Genomic DNA, 25,161 nt, shown 5'->3' on the forward strand with positions numbered 1-25,161 from the left:
AGTAAAAACGCCGTTTTCACAAAGTAAGTTCACAACTGAAGGTTTATTTAACGACGCTCAATAGCAGGTATTGCAAAGTAGGCATCTAAGTCTGACTCTTTTAGTGCATCGAGTTTGCGCTTTCTCTGAGCTCTTTCGTCAATGGTTTCCCCAAATACTTCTATATGTAGATCGGCTATTAGGGCTTTACCTTCTTCTTTGCTGATCAAGCCCATTAGTTCACCGGCATGCATAAAGCCTTGCACTCGATACTTTTCTGCTTCTACCTTTTTGCCTTGCTTGCTCGCGTTGTAAAGGCTTACAAGCTGCGTTTTGCAAGCGTCGATAAATATGTGTTTTTCGTTCTTGTTTTGCATTCCTGCATTCCTTCTAAAAACCCCAGACACCATAGCGATTTTTGATCTTATTAGGTAGCGCAATCGCCGCCCGCATGGAATTAAAGTGCATGTACTATGAAAAGGTACAACTAAAGTTCATTGGTGAGAAAGTCATAGTCCGTCTACTCTTTGAACAGTGCTAGAAGTTAAATCTTCTAGGAAGTCACAAATAAACGTAAGCGAGCATCATTATGCGAGTAAAAATAGCTTTAGGCTTGGTCACTGCCTTGGCATTTGCGCCTGATGTTGCAGCAAAGGGAAGTGCTCATCATTGGGAAACATCTCCCCACCACTTGTCTGCTCTTGTGGGCACTACCTACACGAAAGAGTGTGGCAACGCATTTACCTTGGGCATCGATTACGAGTATCGACTAAATGACTTTCTCGGTGTGGGGTTTGTTGCCGAATACGCCTTTGAAGATTTAGATGCCTACACCTACTTACTTGTCGCCGACCTTCACATTACCAACAATTTTATCGCACAAATTGGCCCTGGCGTTGAATTCCACGGCAGCCATAAGATGGAAGTGGCACGGTTAGGCTTATTGTATGAGTTTGAAATGTCAGGCTTTACCATCTCGCCACAGCTTCATTACGATTACCATCGAAACCACAAAAGCGCAGTGGTTGCTGGTCTGGCAATTGGTATGTCGTTTTAAACCACTTGCCCAGCTGCCCAGCCGCTACTCCAAGCCCACTGGAAGTTAAAGCCACCGAGCCAACCGGTAACGTCAACCACTTCACCTATGAAGTAAAGGCCTTCGACGTTTTTCGCCATCATGGTTTTTGACGAAAGTTCGTTGGTGTCTACGCCGCCAATGGTGACTTCCGCTGTTCTATAGCCTTCAGTGCCGTTTGGCTTTATTTGCCAATTCTCTAGGGTGTCAGCAATGGCGTCACACTCGCCGTGAGTTAGCTGTTTTACCGGCACGTTGCGCCAACTATGATACTCAATAAGGCTCTGTACCATACGCTTTGGAAATACTTTATTTAAACAAGTAGTAAGCAATGCGTCTGGCGTCTCTGTGCGTGCGGTTTGTAGAAGCGCCGTAGCATCATCATTAGGTAGCGTATTAATGCTTAAGCTGTCACCCGCCTCCCAATAACTTGAAATTTGCAGCATAGCGGGGCCGCTCAAACCACGGTGGGTAAAAAGCATCGCTTCTTTAAACGTGGTGTCGTTACAACTAGCGTATACATCAACGGCTATGCCGCTAAGCTCTGCCAGTGTGTCTTTGTCTTTATCGTGTAAGGTGAAGGGCACAAGTGCGGCGCGTGTGGGTAACACGTTCAGGCCGAATTGCTCGGCAATTTTGTAACCAAATGGCGTCGCTCCCAGCTTTGGCATACTTAAACCACCGGTTGCAATTACTAAAGACTCACACCTATATTCGCCGTTCGAAGTAGTTAGTAAGTACCCACCTTCAACCTTTTCTACGCTTGTAATTTCACAGCGAGTAGTAAGGGTAACGCCTGCTTTTTTACATTCGTTAAGCAATAAATCGACGATATCTTTGGCGCTGTCATCACAAAACAATTGGCCCAAAGTTTTTTCGTGATAGGCAATACCATGCTCGGCAACCAAGCCAATAAAATCCCATTGGGTATAGCGACTTAGTGCTGACTTACAAAAGTGAGGGTTTTGCGATAAGAAATTGGCGGGTTCTGCATACATATTGGTGAAGTTACAGCGGCCACCGCCTGACATAAGAATCTTGCGGCCTACTTTTTTAGCATGATCGAGCACTTCTACGCTGCGCCCGCGCGCGCCTGCCTGTGCCGCGCAGAACAGCCCTGCTGCACCTGCACCAATTACTATAACGTCGCGCTTAATCACTTTGTATTCACCTTACATCAAGCCAAAAAACTCACGCTCATTTAAGCGCAGGTTAAGAACCTCGGGATTATACGTAATAAGCCATACCGCACAATGCAAAGCCCGGTATTACTACAAATTTAATCTAGTTCTTTAGTTTAAAATCATGAGTTTTAATACTTTTTAACAATACTAAAGAAATTTTAATTCCTCTGTAAATACGCCCCAGAGTTGAGGTGCAACTCAATTTGAACGAACAAACAAACGAACAAAACATCGCAACTACTTCGCAAATTACAGAGGATTGTATCCATGGAAGAGTTCCTAGCGTCACTTGATATTAACCAATATCTGCCAGCCGCCTTGGCGAGGGCCACGAACATATTACTTGCTTTGGCAATTTTAATACTATTTTGCAAACCTTCGATAATAAGCAAATCATCATTCCAAATAGCCAAATTTGGGGTGAGCAAATTGTTAATCATTCTCACCATAAAATTCGCGGTGTAGATATGACCTTTGGTATTGCATACAACGAAAACATTGATGCCGCTCGCGCTGTTATCGATAAAGTCTTGGCAGATCACCCGCACGTACTTAAAGACCCGGCGCCATTTGTTGAGGTATCTACCCTTAACGATAGCTCGGTAGACTTTATTGTGCGTCCATTCTGTCATGGTGAGCACTACTTCGACATTCTGTTCTCAGTGCCAGAACAGGTGAAGAAAGCGCTAGATGAAGCGAATATCGAGATTCCATTCCCGCACCGCAAAGTGATTGTGGTAAACGAGAACGCGTAGTCTTATAGCGCGCTTAGACAGACTTTTTAAGCGTTCATTATTCTCGTTACACTAGATTATTTGCCTGTAGGCCAGTGTCACCAGTTGGTCTTTTCTCTAAATTTCCCTTGGTGTAAAGACACAAAGCTCAACAGCTTGCTTTTTTAGGCCTACATGGGTGGGCACTAAGTAAATTAGCTTCGCACCTGTCACTTCGAGTACTGCCGCTAACTAACTGCACTGCTGGCCCAGAATTTTAAATTTCATTGATAGCTGATCGTAAAGCCACTTAGTTCTTTCTAAAGTGTAGTATTCGATCTACTGAAAAACGGCTATGATTTATATAAATCACTATTAAAGAGGATTGTGATGGCTATAAAGTCTAATTTAAGCAGTATAGATCGCTACACACGAGGAGCGATTGGAATAGGCGTTACTGCCTTTGCACTTTTCAACGGCAGTATCATTGAAGACGTATTTATTGAGGTACTGTTGGGGATTTTCGGTTTTTTAAACCTTATCTCCCTTTTCACTGGATGGTGCCCGGTATATCAAGTTGCTGGAATAAGCACGAAAGACAGTACTTAATATCGAGCAGGTTTTAATGGATAACTCTCCTTCTTTACCTAAAAAAACCACTATTCGTTCGAAGTTAATATTTGCATGTTTAGCGGTTTCCGTTCTTATTTCTGCAATTTATGTCACTGTCTCTTATCGGTTAACTTCGGATGTAAACATACAGGCAGAAAGGAAAAGCATGCGGCTGCTTCTTTCTTTAGTTACAAGAGAAGTCGAAAAATTTACTCCGTTACAAACAGAAAGTGTGCAGGTCATCAAAGAGTTAATCGCGCAAGGAGAAAGTGCGGCCTTTTTACACATAAACCAAAATGAAGAGCAATTCACAGTCACCCACAACCTAGATGAGAAACTCACTAAAAAGTTAGTGCTGTCCATTGATAAACAGACTGCCGCAGAAAAATCTAGCGAATCGGTTATCGAACTTGGAGATAAAAGCTATTTGTGGGACATGGCATCAAAAAATGGGTTTACGGTTATTTACGCAAGAGAAACCGCACTGCTTGACGCTGCCCTTTACACTGTTGCAAAGCGACTATTCATAACGACGGTTATTGTTTTTTGGATAGCAGTTTGGCTGGCGTTGACCCTTTCATCGATTATCGCTAAACGTGCGGATGAAATAAATGAATCGTTAACCCGTCTAGCAACACACGATTCTCTGACGGGCTTACCCAACAGTTTTTATCTGAAAGAATTACTGACACGATTTGCCAGCAAACAAAAAGACAATCCGTCTTACAAACAAGCCTGCCTTTTTGCCATCGATTTGGATAAATTCAAGGACGTTAATGACACATTCGGTCATAGTGCTGGCGACCAACTTTTGATCACCTTGTCACGCCGTATCTTGGCAATACTCGAAAAGCCATGTGAGCTTATTCGTATTGGGGGCGACGAGTTTATTATTTGGGCACCGGCATTTACCGTGGAAGAGGGGAAAGCATTAGCCAAAAAGCTTATCAATACCTGTGATACTTCTATTCCCTTAAGCGGCCTGAATGTAAACACTGGGGCGAGTGTAGGCTTTTCTCATTACCCTTCACATACAGATAACCTGGAATCGTTGTTATCGTGTGCAGACACCGCTATGTATAAGGCTAAAAGACAACGCAGTGGGTGGGAAGTTTACGATCTTCAAAGTCGTATTAGTAATGAGCGTGATATCATGCTTAGAGCAGAGCTCAATAATGCGATGTCAGACAGGCAAATTATCCTGCACTTTCAACCCAAAATTGACATGCGAACCGGCGTTGTAACCGGTGTGGAAGGGCTCTGCCGTTGGCAACACCCATCACTTGGCTTGTTGAGTCCTTTCCACTTTATTGATTTAATTGAGCATTCTGGAAAAGTTCAGGATTTCGGTCGCTATATCGTTCAATTAGCAATAGAGCACGCCAGTAATTGGCGAAAAGCGAAGATTGTAACCCCAATTGCGATTAACTTGTCTCCATACAACTTACTGGACCCTACGCTGCCCAGTTATATTGCATGCCTTCTGCGTGAATTTGAACTGCCCGCAAGTGCCATTGAAATTGAGCTTACTGAAAATGAAACCTGCATCAATATTGAACACATTAGTAGCGCACTGACAGATATAAAAAACTTAGGAGTTGAAATCGCGATAGATGACTTTGGCACGGGCATGAGCTCACTAGCCTACTTAGATAACCTAAAAGCTAACACCATTAAAATTGATAAGTCTTTCATCTGTGATATTGACAAGAATGCAGGTCACCGAGCCATTGTCTCTTCAGCGTTAACCCTTGCTGATACCTTCAAATGCAGGGTATTAGCAGAAGGCGTCGAGACCCAATCTCAAGTTGATATGCTTATTTCGTTAGGCTGCTTTTATGCTCAAGGCTACTTTTATGCCAAGCCCATGTGCGAAACAGACCTGAAACAGTACATAAAAACAAGACTTGCACAAGCAGTCTGAGAGACAGCAAGTTAGGCATTTAAAAGACCTTAGCACCACAACAGGTTTTGAGTTATGTATTCGGAGGAAAAACAGCTAATGGGTGTGTAGTAATCAACTGCACAAAAGCGCGGGCTCCAGGCTTAATGGCGTTTTCATGACTTACGCGTACTTTAAGTTCATCTCCGCTATCTAGCATAACGGCATAAAGGCGGCTTTCACCCTCATAACGCACCCACTCCACCGTACAGTTAGTTTCACTGTGGGATGCATCTAAACTTAAATCGTCAGGGCGTACGAGTAAATCTACATTACCATTCGCACCTTGAAGCGGCGTGCCTGGTACGTTTCCAATTTCAGTAACCACTGTGTTGTCTGTATTTGCTGCGCTGCTAACGAATGTGGCACTTAAGAAGCTCGCTTCGCCCATAAAACGCGCAACAAAACGGCTTGCTGGCGACGAGTAACAGGCTTCAGGGGTGTCTAGTTGCTCAAGCACACCTTTATTCAGTATACCCACTCTATCGCCAACGCTTAATGCTTCTTCTTGATCGTGAGTTACCCAAATCGCTGGAACACCTGCTTTTTTAAGCGCATCGCGAATTTCCCAGCGCAAGCTGTCTTTTAGCGCCGCATCTAGGTTTGAAAGGGGCTCGTCTAGCAGTACAAAAGAAGGTTCGTGAGCTAGCGTTCGCGCTAGCGCAACGCGCTGCTTTTGACCGCCAGAAAGACGTGCAGGTTTTGCATCGCGGAAGTTATCTAGGCCTAATAATTTTAGCCAATGATCGGCAAGCTTAGTGTCTTTTAATCGAAAGCACACGTTTTGCTGAACGGTAAGGTGTGGAAATAACGCAAAGTCTTGAAACACCATGCCCACATTACGCTTTTCAGGCGGTACGTGTTTATTTGCTGTACTTTTCCAATCACCTAGGCTCATAGACCCTTCTGAAATAGGAATAAGCCCAGCCAATGCTTGCAAAATAGTAGTTTTACCGCAGCCAGTTGGCCCCACCAGCATCAGGATTTCGTCTTGCCCCAGCTCAAGATTTAACTTGTCGACAACGCGGGTAGACCCATAATTCACTGACAAATTACTTACACTAAGCATTACGAACGATCATCCTCGGTAACAGTAAACTGGGCTTTTCTTTCGCCCGACAGCATGAGAACCAACCCCACGCCAGACAATAAAACTAGCAGAAGCCCAGGTACGGCAGCGCGGCCAAAGTAGCCCGCCTCGTAAACACGCCACATATAAGTGGCTAAGGTTTCAAAACCTGTAGGCCCCAACATAAGCGTTGCTGGCAACTCGCGCATGGCTTCTAAGAACACCAGTGCTGCGCCCGCTATCATACCACGAAGGGTAAGTGGTAACGTAACTCTAATAAACGCCTCACGAGGGCTAGCACCAAGCACACGAGCCGCTTTCACTAACCCCGAATCTATATTCTCAGCGGTACTTCTTACGCTACCTACTGCAAGAGGAATAAAACGCAGTACATAGGCCATAACCAATAAACTTAAGGTTTGATAAAGCGCAGGCAAGTACTTAAGCCCCACGTAAACCAGCGCCGTTCCCATAACAATACCTGGTACACCAAAGCCGAAATAAGTAATACGCTCCATAAATCGCCCAGCTTTGCCGGCAATAGCCGCGTGAGCAACCGGAATGGCAAGCAGCACGGCTACAATAGCGGCGATAAAAGAGGCATGGGCTGAATTCCACGCATAGCTTAATTCAAAGCCGCCAGTTCCTTCCCGTACTAACCACAGCGTGAAGATAGCAAGGGGAAGTACAATAGCCATAAATACAACGGGCAAAGTCGCAAGTAACATGAGGTTGCGCTGCCAGCGTGCAGGAAATAATGATAAATGCTTTCCTGGGCGCTCTTGTGCGCCACCTATACGGCTTTCTATAAATAGAATAAGACCAACAATTACCATAAGCTGCAGGCTTAGCATGGCCGCCTGGCTTAAACCAAAAGCGTTATATTCAACAAAAATAACGCGAGTAAAGGTGTCGAAGCCCATTATTGCGGGCGTACCAAAATCAGATAACGCGTAAAGTGCAGCAAGAAGTGCCCCCGCAGCAACGCTATTGACTACGCGCGGTAGCACCACGCGCCATAAGCTAGCGCCCAAAGACAGACCTAACGTACGCGCCGCATTAACCAAGCTTGCATCTAAACTTAACAGGCTTGAACGGGTTGTCATCATTACAAAGGGGTAAGTGTATAGGCTCATGACCAGAGCCGAGCCCCACAAACCGCTAATTGGCGGCGTGCTAATACCTAAAACGTTCTCTATTTCTCCACCAGTACCAAATGAAAAATACATGGCGAACGCACCAATGTAGCTGGGTAGTGCCAGTGGCGCAGCGAGCAAAATAAGCCAGAACCGCTTAAACGGCATTTGCACATAGGCGGTTAAAAAGGCAAGCGGTACACCTATAAGCACCGAGCCAATGATAGTCAGTACAACAAGCGAAATTGTGTTGCCTAAAACGCGGAGATTGTGGGTATCGAAAAGCTGCGCACTATCTTGGGCTAAAGAAAACAAAACGCCGACGGGCAATAAAGCCATCAGCGCAATAAGAAGTGCCAGTGGATACGACTTTGGCCAGTTTGTCACAGTACGCCAACTTCCCTCATCAGGTTAAGTGTTGGGCGTAAATCAGCCAGTTTACGAAGGTCCATTTCTGGTGGCGAAAGCGCATTTAAATCCGCTAAGCCCTGTGGTGGTTCAACGCCTTGTACCAGAGGTATTTCGTATGCTTCGCGAGCAAGATAAGACTGTACTTCGTGCGACAGCAGATATCGGATAAAGTTAACCGGCAAATCACCGTCGCTCAACGCAACAATACCTGATGCGTTCACTAAACAGCCCGCATCGCCTTTGCTGTAAGCAAGGGCCACATTCGCGTTTGGTTTACCCGATTTAAGGCGAAGCGTGTAGTAGTGATTTGCAAAGCCTATATCTACTTCGCCACGTTCAACGCCCATCACTACACCGAGTTCGCCAGCGTACTTTTTTGCGTGCTTATTAATGCCTTTAAGCCACGCTTTGGTCGCTTTATCGCCTTCCCAAATACGCATAGCGGTAACAAAAGACTGGAACGACGAATACGCCGGTGCCCAGCCAATTTTCAAATCGCTATCGGCTAACGCCATAACGCTTTCTGGAATTTGTTCGGGCTTAACGCGCTCGGTATTGTAAGGCAGTGTACGCACGCGACCTGTTACCGGAGACCAGCTAGGGTACTGAAAATCTTCGCGAAGCTGCGAACGCAAATCGTCAGGCAACGGCTTTGCAGCACCTGCATCAGTAACCACACCAATAGAGCCCGTATCTACGGCCCAAAACAAGTCAGCGCGTTTAACGCCCGCTTTTGTTTCAGCAACAATGGTGTTTGCCAGTGCTGCCGAACCGCCGCGTCGAACCTTCAGGTTCAGTTTGGGATTGCGCTTTTCAATGGCTTTTAGAACATTCTCATACAGACCGCCTTCGCCACGCCCTAAATAAAGGGTGAGATCACCTTCTAATTTAGGCAAAGACTCAACCGACACACTGCCAGTTTGGGTCATAGCGTGGGCAAAACTAAACGGCAAGCCAGTCAATGCACCGGCTGCAGCTAAGCCTTGTAAGAATGTTCTACGTTGCATACCCCTTCCTTAAAATACGTCTTTGCGACTTTGTTCTACTTCAACTAAAAGTGCACGAGCGCGGTCAAGTTTAGCCTGCATAGACTCTACCACTTTACGCACCGCATCTACGCCAGTATCTTTCGAAATGGCTTGAGGAAGCGTTACGTTAAAGTCTTTTTCTAGGTCTTCAACCAAGGCTGCGTCTTTCGCAATCAAGTCACCTTCTACACCTTCAAAACGTTGAAGGTAGGTGTCGTGAACTAATGTTGTTGCCACTTCATGCAGCTGTTCTGCGTACTTGGCAACAACACGATCAAGACGTGTTTTTATATCATCGATAACTTCAGGGCCAGTAGTTGGTTCTTTTTCAGTGGTTTGAACTTTGCCTACCAAACCTTTCTTCTGATATTGAGACGCAAGTTTAACTGCGCCTAGCGCCTGCCACAAGGCATGATTTAGCTTCTCTTGCTCTACGCGCACATCAGAAACTGCCTTACCTTCATCAATAGCTACCTTTACACCATAAATACCTTGCCAAATAGAAGCATAAATAGGCACGTACTGGGTTTCGATAGCTGAGTGGAAGTCTACTTCTTCCCAATACTCAATCAGCGCATCGGTTTTAAGCGATTTATCTTTTGCTTCATACGCATCAACAACACTGCCAAACTTACTTTCTAACCAATGTACCTCTTCGGTGTATTCTCCAATATGCGCATGCAAGTTGTTTACGTGATCACCAATTGCACCGTTAGCAAGCGCCTGAGTAGAGAACATTGAGAAAGTAACGGCCGAAGCCATTACTAAAGCACTTATTTTTTTCAGTGTTATTGTCATATTTTTTCCTAAAACGTTTGTCTTTTCGCGCAAATGATACTTATTATCATTAAGCAAGTAAAGGTAACTAAACGAGGCTAGATGCCAAGTACCGCAGTGTCTTTGCCTTTAATTTCTTATGTTTTCCGACACGAAATAATGTGTGTTAGTTCATTAATCCTCGCTGAACACTTTGATATTCAACGCAAATAGCTATCTGCCAGATCATAGTTTGGTTACATTTTAATGAAATTAACGACCAAGTATACGCATATGTAAATTAATGAATATTCACAAAAAACTAAACGAAAAAAGCCCGCAACAATTGTTGCGGGCTTTGAGTATTTAAGGCCTTTTAAAAATTAAAGGCTATCTAACATGGTTTGCGCATCGCTCACGTCAAAACGACCAGGGTCTTCAACGTTTAGCTTTTTAACTTCGCCATCTTCTACAAGCATAGAATAACGTAGCGAACGTAAGCCACCGAAGTTACCTGTACTCATGTCTAAGCCAATTTGCTTGGTAAAGAAGCCGTTGCCGTCCGCCAGCATAGTAATTTCTTCAGCATTGTTTGCTTTACCCCACGCATCCATAACGAATGCATCGTTCACACTTAGGCAAATAATACTATCAACACCTTTTGCCTTAAGCTTATCAGCAAGCGCTACATAGCCTGGCAAGTGCGCTTGTGAACAGGTCGGTGTGAATGCACCGGGTACCGCAAACAATACAACGCGCTTATCTGAAAACAACTCGTTAGTTCCTGGGTTAGTTATCTCGCCATTTACTAAAAGGCTAAAATCTACTTCAGGCAAAGTGCCCCCAACTTGTATCATGCTACTCTCCTAGATTTTTTTGACACAAATACACATCAAATCTGTGTTTTTTGCTTTCAATAGCCATTGATGCTTTTATTCCTGCCAGCACGTCTGCACTGTTTGGGCGTTTAACCACTACCCGGTGCGTGGCTAGCTCTAGTGCTGGCGGTAACAGCGCATCTGCGTCTGGGTCATGACCAAGCAGTTGCTGAAACAGCCGCATTTCCTTTTTCACCAAGGCTGACTTCTTTTTGTGTGGGAACATGGGGTCTAAGTAAATAGCGTTCACATTCTCACCAGTGAAGTATTGCATTACCTCAGCACTATTTCCATGTTGAAGCGACATTTTAGCTGCAAGTTCCGGAAAACTAAGCGCTAATCTGCGAATACCATCTTCAAGTAAGGCGGCAACCACGGGCGAACGCTCTATCATAGTGACCTTGCAGCCAACGCTTACCAACACAAAGGCATCACGACCTAGCCCAGGCGTTGCATCCACTACGTGCCATGCTTCATTGCCTTTAAGACCAATGGCTTTAACAATGGGCTCTTTGCGCCCACCGCCGTGCTGCTTGCGATACAAACTCGCTGGCGAAGCAAAATCAACCTCTACCGGATTCACTTTTTTCTCACCTGCGTCGGCAAGCCCTAGCACGCCGTTTTGTACCTGCAAATACAAGCCTTCGCTTGGCTTTTCACTGCTGCTAACAACAGGAAAACCCCACTTTTTGCTGATTGCACTAATTAATGCAGCGTCATCGCTATTAGCGTCATCACAAATTATTAAAGGCACACTATTAAGCATGGCCGTACTGCTCCTTATGCCCTATCCATCTATTTATAATGGCTTGAGCGTGAGAGGGGTATTTGTCCCAAAGGGTATAGGCAATTTCCTGAACCTTTGGGATAAGGGCGGCGTCGCGTACTAGGTCTGCTATTTTAAGTTCGGCCATTCCCGTTTGCTTAGTACCCATAAATTCACCCGGGCCACGAATTTCCAAATCGCGCTGGGCAATATAAAAACCGTCGTTAGATTCGCGCAATACGCCAAGGCGCTGAGTAGCGGTTTTCGATAGCGGGCTTTGGTACATAAGTACGCACTGACTTTCCACCGCACCACGCCCTACTCGGCCTCTAAGCTGATGAAGCTGTGCTAAACCCAGTCGTTCAGGGTTTTCTATGATCATGATACTGGCGTTTGGCACATCTACGCCTACTTCAATAACCGTAGTTGCCACCAATAAGTCCAGTTTACCGTCTTTGAAATCAGCCATAACCTGCGCTTTTTCAGCGGGTTTTAATCGCCCGTGTACTAAGCCAACGTGTAAATCTGGCAGCGCAGTACGCAAGGTAACTGCAGCGTCTTCTGCTGCCTGACATTCCAACACTTCCGACTCGTCAATAAGCGTACACACCCAATAGGCTTGGCGGCCGTTTTCTTTACAAGCCTGACGTACGCGCTCTATCACATCCGCGCGGCGCGTATCGGGTAGCACAACGGTTTGTACCGGCGTTCTGCCCGGTGGTAGTTCATCAATTATCGAGGTGTCTAAATCGGCATAAGCTGTCATGGCCAGCGTTCTTGGAATAGGCGTTGCCGTCATAATTAGCTGATGAGGGTAGCGACCTTGCTGTTCGCCTTTATCGCGTAGGGCCAAACGTTGATGTACACCAAAACGGTGTTGTTCATCCACAATAACCAGCGCTAGCTGCTGGTAGTTTACGCTTTCCTGGAAGATGGCGTGAGTACCCACCAACATTTGAATGTCGCCAGCTTCTAAGCGCGCTAATACTTCATTGCGGGCTTTACCTTTCAGCTTTCCAGCAAGCCAACCTACTTCAATACCTAAAGGTTCTAGCCAGCCACGAAAGTTATTGGCATGCTGTTCTGCCAACAGCTCAGTAGGTGCCATTAACGCTACCTGATGCCCTGCCCCAATGGCTGATAGTGCAGCCAGTGCCGCAACTAAGGTTTTGCCCGACCCTACGTCCCCTTGTACAAGGCGCATCATAGGCCGAGCGTGCTCCATATCTTTTTGTATATCTTCCACTACCCGAGCCTGCGCACCCGTTGGTGAAAATGGCAGTTGAGCGAGCATTTTATCGATAAGCGGTTGATTCACCTTAATAGGAATACCAGGCTGGGCGTCAGATAGCTTGCGTACTTTCAACACACTTAGGTGGTGTGACAATAATTCTTCCAGAATTAACCGATACTGAGCCGGGTGCAGCCCCTCTTCCATTTCGTGTACGTCTACATCGGGTGGCGGGCGATGCACCAAATGAAGCGCCTCATTAAGGCTAATTTGGTCATCGTAAATGCCGTCGGGCAGCAAATCGGCCAGCGCCCCTTTATCCAAAAGCTTTAAAGCTTGATCAGTCAAATTGCGAAGGGTTAGCTGTTTTACACCGTCGGTAGTGGGATAAACCGGGGTTAGTGATTCTTCAGTGGGCGGGGCATCTTCATCCACAAGCTTAAACTCTGGGTGCATCATTTCAATGCCCCATTTGCCAGTACGCACTTCGCCGAAACAGCGTACCGTGTTGCCCGGTGTCATGATTGAACGCTGCACTGCGCCAAAATGGAAAAAGCGTAAGGTTATGGTACCCGTACCGTCGCTAAGCTTAACCACTAGCATGCGTTTTTTGCCGTACTGAATGTCGGCGCTCATTACCTCGCCCTGCACGCTTACATGGGTAAACGGACGGCACTCTGCCACGCTGTAAATACGGGTTCTGTCTTCGTAGCGATGAGGAAGATGAAACAGTATATCTTGAAGGGTAAACAAGCCTATTTTGTTAAGCTTTTCTGCCACCTTTGCGCCTACGCCTTTAAGCGCAGTAATGGGTGTAGTGGCCAGTGCTTGCATCAAGCGACATCCTTCTTTTGAAACATTAACTATTTAACCTTTGAATTGGCACAAGCTGGTGTTATTCAACATGTTATAGAAAAAGAAGTGTAAAGGATTGTTGAGGGGTTGGCGAGTACGCTTTAGGCCAGTTTTTTACGCTGGCCTACATACAGATGAGAACATAACTAAAAGCGAAACCAAGACATTAAGTCCTAGTCAGCTTCGAGCGCGTTAGCTTCTGCTTTTGTGATCTGCATTTCTTTCCACCAGCTATCGTCGGCATCCACTTCGCCAATGGCGTTAATAGCAGGCAAAGGCAAACCTTTGCGCTGGCAAAGTTTATACAAACGCGGGTAACCATTTTGAAAGGCCAATGCTTGGCACTCTTCTTCTGGTAACTGCTGAGTGTTATACATGCCCGCAATGGTACGTTGGCGTTGGGCTTCATATAACACCAGCGCAGCGGCTACCGATACGTTCAATGACTGCACCATGCCCATCATAGGAATAACAATGTCTTGATCGGCAATGGCTTTCGCCTCATCAGAGGCACCGTATTTCTCTTGGCCAAACAAAATAGCCGTAGGCTTGGTGTAATCAATATCACGAAAATCGACAGCGGTATCAGATAAGTGGGTGACTAGCACCTGCATGCCTTGGCCTTTTAGTTCAGCCATCGCGTCGTTAATATTATCGTGATTGGTTTGGCGCACCCATTGTTGGCTGCCCATAGCGGTGCCGCGACGAAACTGGTATTTCTTTTCCCACACGGTGTGAACGCGATGAATACCCACTGCATCACAGGTTCTCACTACTGCAGATACGTTATGTGGCTTATGTACATTTTCAAGGCAAACCGTAAGATCAGTTTGCCTTCTTTCCAGCACTTGTCTTATGCGCTGGTAACGCTCAGGTGACATGGCTTACTCCGGCAGTTCCATTACACCATCAATTTCAATTTGTGCACCTTTAGGCAATGCCGACACCTGAACGGCAGCACGTGCAGGATAAGGCTTAGTGAAATAACGGCTCATGATTTCATTAACCGTTGCAAAGTGACCTAAGTCGATAAGGAAGATGTTCACTTTCACCAAGTCGTTCGTGGTGCCGCCCGCCGCGTCACACACCGCTTTAATGTTCTCAAAAACTTGTACCGCTTGAGCTTCAAAGTCGTCAGAAACCATCTCCATGGTTTCAGCAACCAAAGGAATTTGGCCGGAAAGATAAACGGTAGTGCCTGCTTTAACTGCTTGGCTGTAAGTACCAATAGCAGCAGGTGCCTTATCGGTCTGAATAATAGACTTAGACATAGTAGTTCCTAAATAGTGTAGTAATTAGTGTCGTGATTGACTATGACGAGACACTTTCTGAACTTCTGGCATGGTGCGTATTTTCTTCATCACGCGGGCCAAATGCACACGGTTGTGCGTGGTAAGTTCTAGGTCGATAAAATAGATATTACTCTCTTTTTCTTCAGTTTGCAGGCCAATGATATTGGAATCGCACCCTGAAATAGTGTTCGTTAAAGTTGCCAGTGTGCCCTGATGGTTGAACAATTCTATACGCAGTGACGCTTTGAATTCACCCTGCGGATTGTCGTCCCATTGCATAGGCAGCACGCGCTGTGGCTCTTCACGGCTAAGCTTGCGAATATTGTTACAGCCAGTTTGGTGAATGGTCATACCGCGACCTGGGCTTAACACTGCAACAATCTCATCATCAGGTATAGGGTGGCAGCATCGAGAATAGTGAACAAGCAGGCCTTCCGTACCACGAATAGCCACATTGCCTTTTTTGTCAGACAGATCCGTTGTGCTCTCGCCTAATAAACGGCGAGCCACGATAGCACTTAGTTCGTTACCTAAGCCGATATCTACCAATAGGTCGTCAAAATTAGCGTGCTTGGTTTCTGCCACCACACGCTCAATATCTGCATTAGGAATGTCATCTAACTTCACTGTGCCTAATGCATGACGAAGTAGACGGTTACCCATGTTCACGGCTTCTTGAGAATGCTGTTTACGAAGGTATTGACGAATACGGGTGCGCGCTCGGGCACTCACCACAAAGTTTAGCCAATTCGCATTAGGCTTCGCTTTTGGCGAGGTAATAATTTCTACGGTTTGGCCGTTTTCAAGAGGCTTACTTAAGCTAAAGTTTCTGCGCTCTACGCGCACGCCCACGCAGGTATTGCCCACATCAGAGTGCACTGCATACGCAAAGTCAACAGCGGTAGCGCCCATTGGCAGCTCGATAATTCGCCCGTCTGGTGTAAACACGTAAATTTCATCAGGGAACAGGTCAGTCTTAACCGATTCGATGAATTCAAACGATGAACTGGCTGACTGCTGAAGTTCAAGTAAGCTTTGCATCCACTTGCGTGCGCGAAGCTGAGCGGTGGTGCCATTATCGCCTGGCTCTTTGTAAAGCCAGTGGGCCGCCACTCCTTTGTCTGCCATTTGATCCATTTCCTGGGTACGAATTTGAATTTCCACAGGAATGCCGTGCGGGCCAATTAATGACGTGTGCAACGACTGATAGCCGTTGGTGCGCGGAATAGCGATATAGTCTTTAAAACGGTTTTCAATTGGCTTGTACAAGCCGTGCATTGCACCGAGTGCGCGATAGCAGTTATCTACAGATTTAACCACTATACGAAACGCATAAATATCCATTACCTCGTTGAACATCAGTTCTTTATTTTTCATTTTACGGTAAATGGAATACAGGTGCTTCTCGCGGCCTAATACATCAGATTCAATCTCGTAGGCATCAAGACGCGTATTGAGCTCTTCACGAATGTTTTCAATGATTTCTTTACGGTTGCCTCGGGCCTGACGCACAGCAGATTTCAGTGCACGATGGCGCATCGGATACATGGCCTGAAAGCCTAAATCTTCAAGCTCATTTTTAATATCGTGAATACCCAAACGGTGGGCAATTGGCGCATAGATTTCGAGTGTTTCTAAAGCTATCCGACGACGCTTATCTGGACGTAAAGAGCCTAGCGTGCGCATATTGTGAGTGCGGTCGGCAAGCTTGATAAGAATAACCCTGATGTCTTGCACCATGGCCATCATCATTTTGCGGAAGTTTTCCGCCTGCGCTTCTTGCTTGGTACTAAAAGCAAGTTTATCTAACTTACTAACACCTTCAACCAGTTCGGCAACGGTATCACCAAACGCTTCAGCTAAATCTTCTTTGCTGTAATGGGTATCTTCAATAACGTCGTGAAGAAGTGCCGCCATGATCGTTTCGTGATCAAGGTGCATGTCGGCCAGTATGCCGGCAACAGCTACAGGGTGAGTAATGTACGGGTCGCCACTTGAGCGCATTTGTCCATCGTGCGCTTCTTGGGCTAGCACAAAAGATTCCTGAACCTGCTGTACGCGTTCAGCTGGCAAATACTCTAAAACTTTCTGCTTTAAACCTTCAAACAAATACACAGTGAAGCGTGACCCTTATCTAACGTTACAACCCTAAGAATACGTTTAAATGCGCAATAAGCCAATACACCAAAAGAAAAGCGCCAGTGCTTTTTTCAAAGCACTGGCGCTAAAATACAGATCAAACCGTTAAAAATAGGTCTTATTGGTCAGATAGGATATTTGCTACTGAAGCAAATTCAGCGTGTTCTTGCTGTTCTTGAGCTTGAAGTTCTGCTTGTTCAAGCGTTGCAGCAGTTACAAAACCTTCTTCAATTTCACGAAGTGCTGTAACAGTTGGCTTGTCGTTTTGAACGTCAACCATAGGATCTTTGCCTTCAGTGGCAATTTGACGTGCACGGCGTGCAGCAACAAGCACTAGGTCAAAGCGGTTACCAATTTTATCTACGGCATCTTCTACAGTTACGCGAGCCATGTATTTCTCCGAAAATTAGGTTGAGCAAGTTATTCAAAAAACGGCCGCGTAGTATACACAGATACGTGGCGCGATCCTAGTATTTTGTTTGAATTTGAAGCAGTCAGATCGTGCAGATTGGGCAGCGATCGCCTGATGTTAAAACAAAACACCTATAATGTCGTTAAGCTTACGCGCTGCCGAGCAATTCGTCCAATAGCACTTGATGACGCATTTGCTGTTTTACTGTGCGAAGGCGCTGCGCTGTTACAATGGCTTCTAAGTCATTTAACGCTGTTGCAAAGTCATCATTAATGATTACGCTATCGAACTCATTGAAATGAGACATTTCCGCCACAGCTTGTGCCATGCGCCCAGCAATCACTTCGTCGCTGTCCTGACCGCGGTTATTTAGGCGCTGCTCTAGTACGTCTAGCGACGGTGGAAGAATGAAAATACCACATGTGTCTGGCATAAGCTTTTTGACTTGACGCGCGCCCTGCCAGTCAATATCTAAAAATACATCAATACCGCGATGTAATGTTTGCTCGATAGTCACTCTTGATGTGCCGTAATAATTACCGAACACTTCTGCGTACTCAAAAAATACACCTTGTTCGATAAGTGCTTCAAACTGTTCTCGGCTTACAAAATGGTAATGTACACCGTCTACTTCACCCGGACGCGGTTGACGCGTGGTGTGAGACACAGACACCTGCATAGGCGTGGCTGTATTGCCTTCATACTTTTCCATAAGCGCCTTGATAAGGCTTGATTTTCCTGCCCCTGAAGGAGCAGCAAGTATAAATAAATTGCCGAGTAGTGAAGCCATAGGATATTAAAATTCTATCAAAATGTGGTTATTTCAAGTGGCAATGATAGCATATGAAGCCATTGCGCCGTAACTGCGATTATGAGGTTTATCCATTAATGATATGGCCGTTACCATTGCAGACTGGTGCTAGCAAAAATTAATAACAATAATAATTTTCTAAAAATGGTGGTGGCAGAAAATGTACTCTGACCACGTTTCTTGGAAAAGACAGAGATTGCCTGTGAGAAAGGATAACCATTGGTGATAAAGCAACAACAAAACTAGGAAATAAAGAATGACTCAGCAACTTCTGCCGTGCGTAGAGATAAACCCTTCCACTGCGCCTGATGCCTGCGTTATCTGGCTACACGGTTTAGGCGATTCTGGCCATGGTTTTGCGCCTATCGTGCCTGAACTTAAACTCCCCGAATCGATGGCGGTTAAATTTCTCTTTCCCCATGCGCCAGAGCGCCCTGTTACAATAAACGGCGGCATGCGAATGCGCGCATGGTACGACATCAAGTCATTAGATTTTGAAAGTCGTGCTGATTTAGAGGGCGTAAAAGAGTCTGCTGCGCAGGTAGAAGCACTTATTGAGGCGCAAATTGAAAGTGGTATTCCTAGTGAACGTATAGTACTTGCTGGGTTCTCTCAAGGCGGTGTTATTGCCCTTCACCTAGCCCCCAGATATGCCCGCAAGCTTGCTGGCGTTATTGCGCTATCAACTTATATGTGCGAGCCATCGCTACTTGCCAGTGAGGCAACAGACACCAACCGTGAAACCCCAATTATGATGGCCCACGGTGAGCAAGACGAGGTAGTGCCGGTATTTATGGGTAACGCTGCTTTTAAAACGCTCAACGAAAATGGTTTTAAAGCCACATGGCAAACCTACACCATGCAACATAACGTCTGCATGCAAGAACTAAACGACATCAGTGCTTGGCTTCAGAAGGTTTTAAACTAAGATTTACGATGCCTTACCCAGTGTGATAGCTAGCTGTAACAAAGCTAATTATCACACTATCTAATTACCACACTATGTCGAGCACCTTTGTGGTTATTACCGTTATATTCACGCGTTGCGTTCGTACTTGGCATTAAGATGCCGAACAGGTCGTCTCAAACATCTCGCTATTCAGCAACGCGGTTTCTGCCCCCATTTTTTGCCTTATAAAGATTATCATCGGCTTGTTTTAAGCTAGCGTGAAGCTTGTCTTCGGTAAGCGCGGTTGCCACGCCAAAGCTGGCGGTTATGTTATGGTTGATATCACCTTCCGTAAATGGGCTCTCTTCAACTACTTTTCTCATTTTTTCGGCAAGTTTTACGCCTTGGCTTAACGATGCAAGTGGAAAGAGTACTAGGAACTCCTCTCCTCCGGTGCGCGCAACAATATCAGACGCTCTAACAGCGCTTTTGATAACGCTTGTAAAGTGAATAAGTACCTCATCACCGATATCATGCCCAAAGGTGTCGTTAATTTTCTTGAAGTGGTCTATATCGACAACCACTGCGGTTAGAGGGAAAAAGGCACCTGGGTCTTTCATAGCCCGTTCAAAAAAAACGGTTTCTAAAAAGCGTCTATTTGGCAATTTAGTTAGCGGATCTGTATTAGCCTGCCTCATGCGCTCTAAGTTTTCACGCAGCATTTCTTTTCGGCTTTTGTGCCAAAAATTTTCGCCAATAAAAGCAACACATATAAAGCAAAAAGTGGAAATCAAAAACCGAGAGACATGCTCAGCAGGATATTTAGCCACAATGACGTCTTGGTTATAGAGCATGTAAATCGAGAGCCCAACGGTGACTGCAACATAGAGCATAGCGGGTTTAAATCGCACCACAATTATTTGAATAAAAAGTAGTGGGAATATGAAGTACAAACCCGTGTTATTCAGTCCGCCGGTATAAACCAAGGCATTGATGGTGAAAAGAACAATGAGTCCAGCGACATAATAAAAAACATCACTTTTTGGGAAAATATGTGAGAGCGCAACGTTAAGGTAAATAACGGTGGCGGATGTAGCCAATACTCCGACCAACAAAGGATTATTAGTACCCCAATTAAGCCATGCCATGAACGCTATAATGGTGCCACCAACGTAGGAAATAAAATATAGCGTCAGTTTGCGCCTTTTTATTTCAGCATCGTCTTGCTGTGCGTTTCTTAATAATTGTCCTATTGGCGTGTTGTCCATACTAACAACTTTTCCCCTCGCATGCTTAAGTAAACATTTTGTCCACACAGCATAGACGCATACTTCCTTAACCGCCAAGTAGAAAACTGCGCCTAATTTCAAACATTAATACAGAAAATGCGTATACTACGAGGTACTTCGTATAACGTTGTGTGTTACATCGTTTAAGTTTCTTTTTTACAGAGTTTGGAATAGCCATGAGTCACCTCAACACTACCCGCACCGTTCGAATTGCTACTAGAAAAAGTGCTTTAGCGCTTTGGCAAGCAGAGTATGTGAAGGCAAAATTGATAGAGCACTATCCATCAATGACCGTTGAGCTTGTACCTATGAGTACGCAGGGCGATAAAATTCTAGACACACCTTTAGCTAAAATTGGCGGGAAAGGGCTGTTCATTAAAGAGTTAGAGATTGCCATGCTAGAAGGCCGTGCTGATATTGCAGTACACTCAATGAAAGACGTACCGGTAGAGTTTCCTGAAGGCTTTGGTCTGCATGCTATTTGTGAACGCGAAAACCCGTTTGACGCTTTTGTGTCTAACAACCACGATAGCCTAGATGCGTTACCACAAGGTGCAGTAGTAGGCACATCTAGTCTTCGCAGACAGTGTCAAATTCGAAAATATCGTCCGGATCTTGTCATTAAAGACCTGCGCGGTAACGTAAATACCCGCCTAGCCAAGCTCGACGCCGGTGAGTACGACGCCATTATCCTGGCTTCTGCAGGTCTTATTCGCCTTGAAATGGAATCTCGTATTCGTATGCCGCTACCTGCCGACATTTCATTGCCGGCTGTAGGCCAAGGTGCTGTAGGCATTGAGTGCCGTAACGACGACGAAGAGCTAATTAGCTTGCTACAGGCTCTGAATCATACAGATACCAACACCCGTGTTACCGCAGAACGCGCCATGAACGAAAAACTGGAAGGCGGCTGCCAAGTACCTATCGGTAGCTTTGCTACCCTTGACGGCGACGTACTAACCTTAACTGGTATGGTTGGCAAACCAGATGGCTCTGAACTGTTGTTTGCGTCAGCAACAGCGTCACGCGAAAAAGCGACGGATATAGGCATTGAAGTGGCTGAAGCGCTTTTAGCGCAAGGTGCTGGTGAAATCCTTAAAGCACTTTATAACTAAGTTATATTTAGTAGAAGCGCGCATTTCTAATGCACATAGAAATGCGCAGCAAACTTAAAAGGATGAGAGTTGGATAAAATGCTTCTTTTCACGCGTCCACTGCCAAAGTTGAAAGCGAGTGCTTCGGCTTTCGAACAAGCAGGCATTAATGCTGTAGGGATAGCCACTTCTGACATTATTAAAATCTCTTCTGAACAAAAAGCCGCTGCAGACTATGTAGCGTCCAATAGAGTAAACGCAATTATCGTTACCAGCGTGTACGCTGTCGAACCTGTTATTTCTGGGCTGCGCGAATCAGCCTCCCCCTTACCTCTAATTATTGCCGTTGGCGATGCCACCGCAAGAAAATTACAAGCCGGACTTGAAGCACTACCAGCCGCGCAAATAGTCACACCAAAGAACCATACGTCCGAAGGTATACTGGCAATGCATCAGCTTAATGAGGCAAACTGTCAGCATGTCGTTATTATTAAAGGTGAAGGTGGGCGAGACGCCATCGCAAAAGGATTAGACGAAAAAGGTACTTTAGTAAATAGCTTTTGCGTTTATAAAAGGGAGCAACTTGCACGCCCAATTTACACAAAACGGTGGAAAATGGGCGAAGTTAGCGGCATTATCGCTACAAGCGAAGCAATGGCACTGCAACTGATAGAACAATTTGGTCATGCGCTATTAACCTTTAAATGGTTAACAGTGAGTGATCGCATCGCCCTAACCCTTAACAGCAAAGGCGTTAAGGAAGTAGCGGTTTGTCAGCGAGCCACCGATCAGGCACTCATCGCCTGGGTAAAGGATAACTGGGAGTATTGAATGGCCAACGATAATGAAAATAGCCCACAAAAAGAGGAACTCGTAAAAGTGGAAGCTGAAAAAGAAGTAATTGAGTCTTCTGCCACGCAGAGCGAATCGACTGAATCTGGCGCTAAGCAAAAGAAATCATCAGGCAATGGTCTGTTGTGGTTCGTCGTCATCGTCTTATTCTTGGCCGTGTTAGGTATGGCTGGCGCAGGTTACTGGTATTATATGCAGCAGCAATCGGCCAGCGCAGATTCCGCCAACGCACAGCAAAACAACACCGCAAAGTTAAACAGTATTGAGCGCGAGCGTGGTGACATTTTAGCGTCGCTAGAAGCAATGTCGCGAACGAATAAAGCACTGCAAGGCACGGTATCCGAGCTTAAAATACAAAATGAAAAGCTTAGCCTTCAAGCAGAATCTACGCTTCAACAGTTAAACAATATGGAAGGTCGCCGCCCTGCCGACTGGTTAATTGCTGAAGCTGATTACTTGGTACGCATGGCGGGTAGAAAACTTTGGCTGGAAAACGATGTTCGCACAGCAATTTTACTGCTAGTTAATGCGGATAAACGCTTAAAGTCGTTGGCCGACCCATCGGTGCTGCCCGTTCGTGCTACGCTAGCTGAAGATATTCAAACCCTTCAACAGCTAAACCCTGTGTCGCAAAGCTCAGTGGCGCTAGCCCTGACCGGCATGATTGCGCAAATTGATAAGCTTCCCCTTGATACTTTCGAGAAGCCTGAAGACGCCAATGCAGAAGACACCACCTTGTCAGAGTCGGCTGATGACTGGCAGGAAAATTTAGCAAAAGTATGGCGCTCATTGGTTAACGATTTTCTTACGGTTAAAACCATTGAGGGTCCTGTAGAGCCCGTGCTTTCATTAGAAGCACAGTTCCTAGCGAAAGAGCAGCTTCGCCTGCAGCTTATGCACGCGCAAACCGCGGCGCTTCAGGGTGATGCTGGCCTTTACAGCCAATCACTTCAATATGCTCAAACGTTAATTATTGAAAAGTTCGACACAGAAAAAAGCCAGGTAACCGGCTTTGTAGATGCACTACAAAACCTGATTGCTACCGATGTATCGCGCCCAATTCCAACAGAACTAGCGTCACAAAAACCGCTAGAACGCCTTCTGGATAGTCGCGTGAAGCAGGTGTTTGGACAAGGAGCAAGCGCACTATGAAATGGTTAGCTATTGCCCTTGCGGTATTAGCCGCATTCGTTGTTGCACTCATTGTTGGCCCAATGCTACTTGGCGACAAAGGCTACGTACTTATTTCGCTCGGTAACACTGCTATTGAAATGACAGTGATAAGCTTTTGTATTTTAGTGATCGGAGCCGTTATTGCTTGGTATGTGCTATCTCGACTTGTCTTATGGTCGTTAAGCCTGATCACCGGATCACATAAATGGTTCGGCACTTTGGGTGAGCGCAAGCGCAAACGCGCGTTTTACGATGGCTTACACGCTATGGCCGCTGGTGATTTTGATTCGGCGCAAAAAGCCTTAGGCAAAACCACCAACGGTGATTTCGAAGGTGTTAATTACTTGGCCTCAGCGCAAATTGCATTTGCCAACGGCGATTTGGCCAAAGCCCGCTACTTCCTTGTTCAAGCAACTGACTTTCCAAAAGCAAAAGTAGCCGCAACCGTCATGCACGCACGCATTGATGTGGCTGAAGAAAAGTACGATGCGGCACTGGAAAAACTTAACGAGCTTGACGAGCAAGAGCGCGAGAACAAGCAAGTTGTGCAGTTAAAAGCACAAATTCTTGCCAAGCTAGGTAAATGGCAAGTGCTTGAGGAGAATTTATCAGGCTGGCGTAAAGCATTGCCCAAAGCTGATTACACGACGTGGAGCCAGCGAATTGCCAAAGGTAAGTTTGCAGAAATTGCCAGTAAGCAAGGTGCAGTCGAGCTTAAATCGTATTGGGACACCCTTCCTCGTAAGCTTCGTCACGACGATGCTTACCGTGCTGCATACGTTCAGCAGTTGCTTGACCAAGGCATGCATGCCGACGCACAGAACTTGCTAGTTGAATGGCAAAAACGTGGCCCGAATAGCACCCTTTTTCCACTGTTCACGCAGCTTAATATTCCTGATGCATCGCCATCACTACGTTTGCTTGAAAGCTGGATAAAGCAAGACGAAGAGAACGTGTCGCTATATTCCACACTAGGCCAAGTGGCGTTCAATTCAGGCGATGATGTGTTGGCGGAAAAAGCGCTGCTTAAAGCCACTAAAATGCAGTCGCGTAAAGAAGACTTATTGCTGCTTTCTGCCATCAGTGAACGCAAGCATGACACAGCCGCTGCACTTCAGCTTTACAAGGAAGGTCAGCAGCTAGCCAGCTAAATGAACATTCGTTTAGTTTTTTAGTAGTACTTGTATTACCCATAAAATTGAAGATATAGTAAAAAGGAATTCTCAATTCGGGTTATTTCAACAACCCGAATTGACTTAAACAACTTGTCGGAGTGCTTCACTGGTAACCCAGTAAGCTGAGACCGCGAAAGCGGGATCCGTAGAACCTGATCAGGCTAGTACCTGCGAAGGGAACAAGAAAATACAATGTGTGCAATACCAAGCACTAGCTTGGCATTGTGAAGCGAAGTTATTTAGCTGTTGATGATTAACACACCACGCTTTACGACACTATGAGTTACTCATAGACAGTTGTTTAAGTGGGTTACCTAATAAACATCAACACAGGTTAAGCGTGTAATTATCGTAGCCTAATTTGAATGCCTCGCTAAAGTAACGGGTATAGCCCCTTCTG

23 protein-coding genes, 1 pseudogene and 1 riboswitch are annotated in these 25,161 nt (G+C 45.6%); of the genes and pseudogenes, 9 read left to right on the forward strand and 15 right to left on the reverse strand.

Annotated elements, in window-relative coordinates:
- Positions 1 to 47: 47 nt before the first annotated feature.
- On the reverse strand, positions 48 to 356 hold the full coding sequence (locus AC27KT_RS09425; protein ID WP_458730726.1) for a hypothetical protein: 309 nt from the start codon (positions 354 to 356) through the stop codon (positions 48 to 50).
- A 212-nt stretch (positions 357 to 568) separates the two neighbouring features.
- Here AC27KT_RS09425 and AC27KT_RS09430 point away from each other — a divergent pair, with 212 nt between their 5' ends.
- Positions 569 to 1,036, forward strand: coding sequence for a hypothetical protein (locus AC27KT_RS09430; RefSeq protein ID WP_487129361.1), 468 nt, complete (start codon positions 569 to 571; stop codon positions 1,034 to 1,036).
- Here AC27KT_RS09430 and AC27KT_RS09435 read toward each other — a convergent pair.
- On the reverse strand, positions 1,033 to 2,214 hold the full coding sequence (locus AC27KT_RS09435; RefSeq protein WP_487129363.1) for a BaiN/RdsA family NAD(P)/FAD-dependent oxidoreductase: 1,182 nt from the start codon (positions 2,212 to 2,214) through the stop codon (positions 1,033 to 1,035). The genes AC27KT_RS09430 and AC27KT_RS09435 overlap by 4 nt on opposite strands.
- 380 nt (positions 2,215 to 2,594) lie before the next feature.
- On the opposite strand from AC27KT_RS09435, the pseudogene AC27KT_RS09440 reads away from it, so the two are divergent.
- From AC27KT_RS09440 to AC27KT_RS09450, 3 genes and pseudogenes are all read left to right on the forward strand, one after another.
- Positions 2,595 to 2,993: pseudogene (locus AC27KT_RS09440) on the forward strand (mechanosensitive ion channel family protein); the annotation flags it as partial.
- 348 nt (positions 2,994 to 3,341) lie between these two features.
- Positions 3,342 to 3,560 carry a YgaP family membrane protein gene (locus tag AC27KT_RS09445; RefSeq protein WP_487129365.1) on the forward strand — a complete coding sequence of 73 codons (219 nt, stop codon included), beginning with the start codon at positions 3,342 to 3,344 and terminating at the stop codon, positions 3,558 to 3,560.
- Positions 3,561 to 3,729: 169 nt separating this feature from the next.
- Positions 3,730 to 5,487 (forward strand): putative bifunctional diguanylate cyclase/phosphodiesterase, encoded by a 1,758-nt coding sequence (locus AC27KT_RS09450; protein ID WP_487129367.1) that lies wholly within the window; start codon positions 3,730 to 3,732, stop codon positions 5,485 to 5,487.
- A gap of 52 nt (positions 5,488 to 5,539) precedes the next feature.
- Here AC27KT_RS09450 and AC27KT_RS09455 read toward each other — a convergent pair whose 3' ends face one another.
- The 12 genes from AC27KT_RS09455 to gmk all read right to left on the reverse strand — a co-directional run bounded on the left by AC27KT_RS09455 (position 5,540) and on the right by gmk (position 18,268).
- Positions 5,540 to 6,574, reverse strand: a complete 1,035-nt coding sequence (locus AC27KT_RS09455) for an ABC transporter ATP-binding protein (protein WP_487129369.1) — start codon at positions 6,572 to 6,574, stop codon at positions 5,540 to 5,542.
- Positions 6,574 to 8,097: an ABC transporter permease gene (locus AC27KT_RS09460; protein WP_487129371.1), complete on the reverse strand. Its 1,524-nt coding sequence runs from the start codon at positions 8,095 to 8,097 to the stop codon at positions 6,574 to 6,576. Before AC27KT_RS09460 ends, AC27KT_RS09455 begins: the two co-directional genes overlap by 1 nt.
- Positions 8,094 to 9,128, reverse strand: a complete 1,035-nt coding sequence (locus tag AC27KT_RS09465; RefSeq protein WP_487129373.1) for an extracellular solute-binding protein — start codon at positions 9,126 to 9,128, stop codon at positions 8,094 to 8,096. Before AC27KT_RS09465 ends, AC27KT_RS09460 begins: the two co-directional genes overlap by 4 nt.
- A 9-nt stretch (positions 9,129 to 9,137) precedes the next feature.
- Positions 9,138 to 9,947 (reverse strand): hypothetical protein, encoded by an 810-nt coding sequence (locus AC27KT_RS09470; protein WP_487129375.1) that lies wholly within the window; start codon positions 9,945 to 9,947, stop codon positions 9,138 to 9,140.
- A 341-nt stretch (positions 9,948 to 10,288) separates the two neighbouring features.
- Positions 10,289 to 10,762: a redoxin family protein gene (locus AC27KT_RS09475; protein WP_487129377.1), complete on the reverse strand. Its 474-nt coding sequence runs from the start codon at positions 10,760 to 10,762 to the stop codon at positions 10,289 to 10,291.
- 1 nt (position 10,763) lies between these two features.
- The gene (locus AC27KT_RS09480; protein ID WP_487129379.1) at positions 10,764 to 11,549 is read right to left on the reverse strand and encodes a class I SAM-dependent methyltransferase; all 786 of its coding nucleotides are present in this window, start codon (positions 11,547 to 11,549) and stop codon (positions 10,764 to 10,766) included.
- Positions 11,542 to 13,614, reverse strand: coding sequence for an ATP-dependent DNA helicase RecG (recG, locus tag AC27KT_RS09485; RefSeq protein ID WP_487129511.1), 2,073 nt, complete (start codon positions 13,612 to 13,614; stop codon positions 11,542 to 11,544). Before recG ends, AC27KT_RS09480 begins: the two co-directional genes overlap by 8 nt.
- A gap of 194 nt (positions 13,615 to 13,808) precedes the next feature.
- Entirely contained in the window at positions 13,809 to 14,516 is a 708-nt protein-coding gene (trmH, locus tag AC27KT_RS09490; RefSeq protein WP_014947808.1) for a tRNA (guanosine(18)-2'-O)-methyltransferase TrmH, read from the reverse strand.
- Between the two features lie 3 nt (positions 14,517 to 14,519).
- Positions 14,520 to 14,906 (reverse strand): RidA family protein, encoded by a 387-nt coding sequence (locus AC27KT_RS09495; protein ID WP_014975316.1) that lies wholly within the window; start codon positions 14,904 to 14,906, stop codon positions 14,520 to 14,522.
- Between the two features lie 24 nt (positions 14,907 to 14,930).
- On the reverse strand, positions 14,931 to 17,042 hold the full coding sequence (gene spoT / locus AC27KT_RS09500; protein ID WP_487129382.1) for a bifunctional GTP diphosphokinase/guanosine-3',5'-bis pyrophosphate 3'-pyrophosphohydrolase: 2,112 nt from the start codon (positions 17,040 to 17,042) through the stop codon (positions 14,931 to 14,933).
- Between the two features lie 142 nt (positions 17,043 to 17,184).
- Positions 17,185 to 17,457, reverse strand: a complete 273-nt coding sequence (rpoZ, locus tag AC27KT_RS09505; RefSeq protein ID WP_015065914.1) for a DNA-directed RNA polymerase subunit omega — start codon at positions 17,455 to 17,457, stop codon at positions 17,185 to 17,187.
- A gap of 169 nt (positions 17,458 to 17,626) precedes the next feature.
- Positions 17,627 to 18,268 carry a guanylate kinase gene (gmk, locus tag AC27KT_RS09510; protein ID WP_487129384.1) on the reverse strand — a complete coding sequence of 214 codons (642 nt, stop codon included), beginning with the start codon at positions 18,266 to 18,268 and terminating at the stop codon, positions 17,627 to 17,629.
- Positions 18,269 to 18,545: 277 nt separating this feature from the next.
- On the opposite strand from gmk, the gene AC27KT_RS09515 reads away from it, so the two are divergent.
- A complete protein-coding gene (locus tag AC27KT_RS09515; protein ID WP_487129386.1) occupies positions 18,546 to 19,217 on the forward strand; it encodes an alpha/beta hydrolase in 672 nt (223 codons plus the stop codon).
- A 167-nt stretch (positions 19,218 to 19,384) separates the two neighbouring features.
- Here AC27KT_RS09515 and AC27KT_RS09520 read toward each other — a convergent pair whose 3' ends face one another.
- A complete protein-coding gene (locus AC27KT_RS09520) occupies positions 19,385 to 20,446 on the reverse strand; it encodes a GGDEF domain-containing protein (protein ID WP_487129388.1) in 1,062 nt (353 codons plus the stop codon).
- Between the two features lie 197 nt (positions 20,447 to 20,643).
- Here AC27KT_RS09520 and hemC point away from each other — a divergent pair, with 197 nt between their 5' ends.
- The 4 genes from hemC to AC27KT_RS09540 all read left to right on the forward strand — a co-directional run bounded on the left by hemC (position 20,644) and on the right by AC27KT_RS09540 (position 24,737).
- Positions 20,644 to 21,582, forward strand: coding sequence for a hydroxymethylbilane synthase (gene hemC, locus AC27KT_RS09525; RefSeq protein WP_487129390.1), 939 nt, complete (start codon positions 20,644 to 20,646; stop codon positions 21,580 to 21,582).
- A 78-nt stretch (positions 21,583 to 21,660) separates the two neighbouring features.
- Entirely contained in the window at positions 21,661 to 22,392 is a 732-nt protein-coding gene (locus tag AC27KT_RS09530) for a uroporphyrinogen-III synthase (RefSeq protein WP_487129513.1), read from the forward strand.
- Positions 22,393 to 23,565 carry a uroporphyrinogen-III C-methyltransferase gene (locus tag AC27KT_RS09535; RefSeq protein WP_487129392.1) on the forward strand — a complete coding sequence of 391 codons (1,173 nt, stop codon included), beginning with the start codon at positions 22,393 to 22,395 and terminating at the stop codon, positions 23,563 to 23,565.
- Entirely contained in the window at positions 23,562 to 24,737 is a 1,176-nt protein-coding gene (locus AC27KT_RS09540; RefSeq protein ID WP_487129394.1) for a heme biosynthesis HemY N-terminal domain-containing protein, read from the forward strand. The genes AC27KT_RS09535 and AC27KT_RS09540 overlap by 4 nt, the downstream gene beginning before the upstream one ends.
- Before the next feature lie 108 nt (positions 24,738 to 24,845).
- Positions 24,846 to 24,957: riboswitch (TPP riboswitch) on the forward strand.
- Positions 24,958 to 25,161 lie beyond the last annotated feature (204 nt).

The organism is Alteromonas sp. 5NW40-0090 (assembly GCF_057552975.1).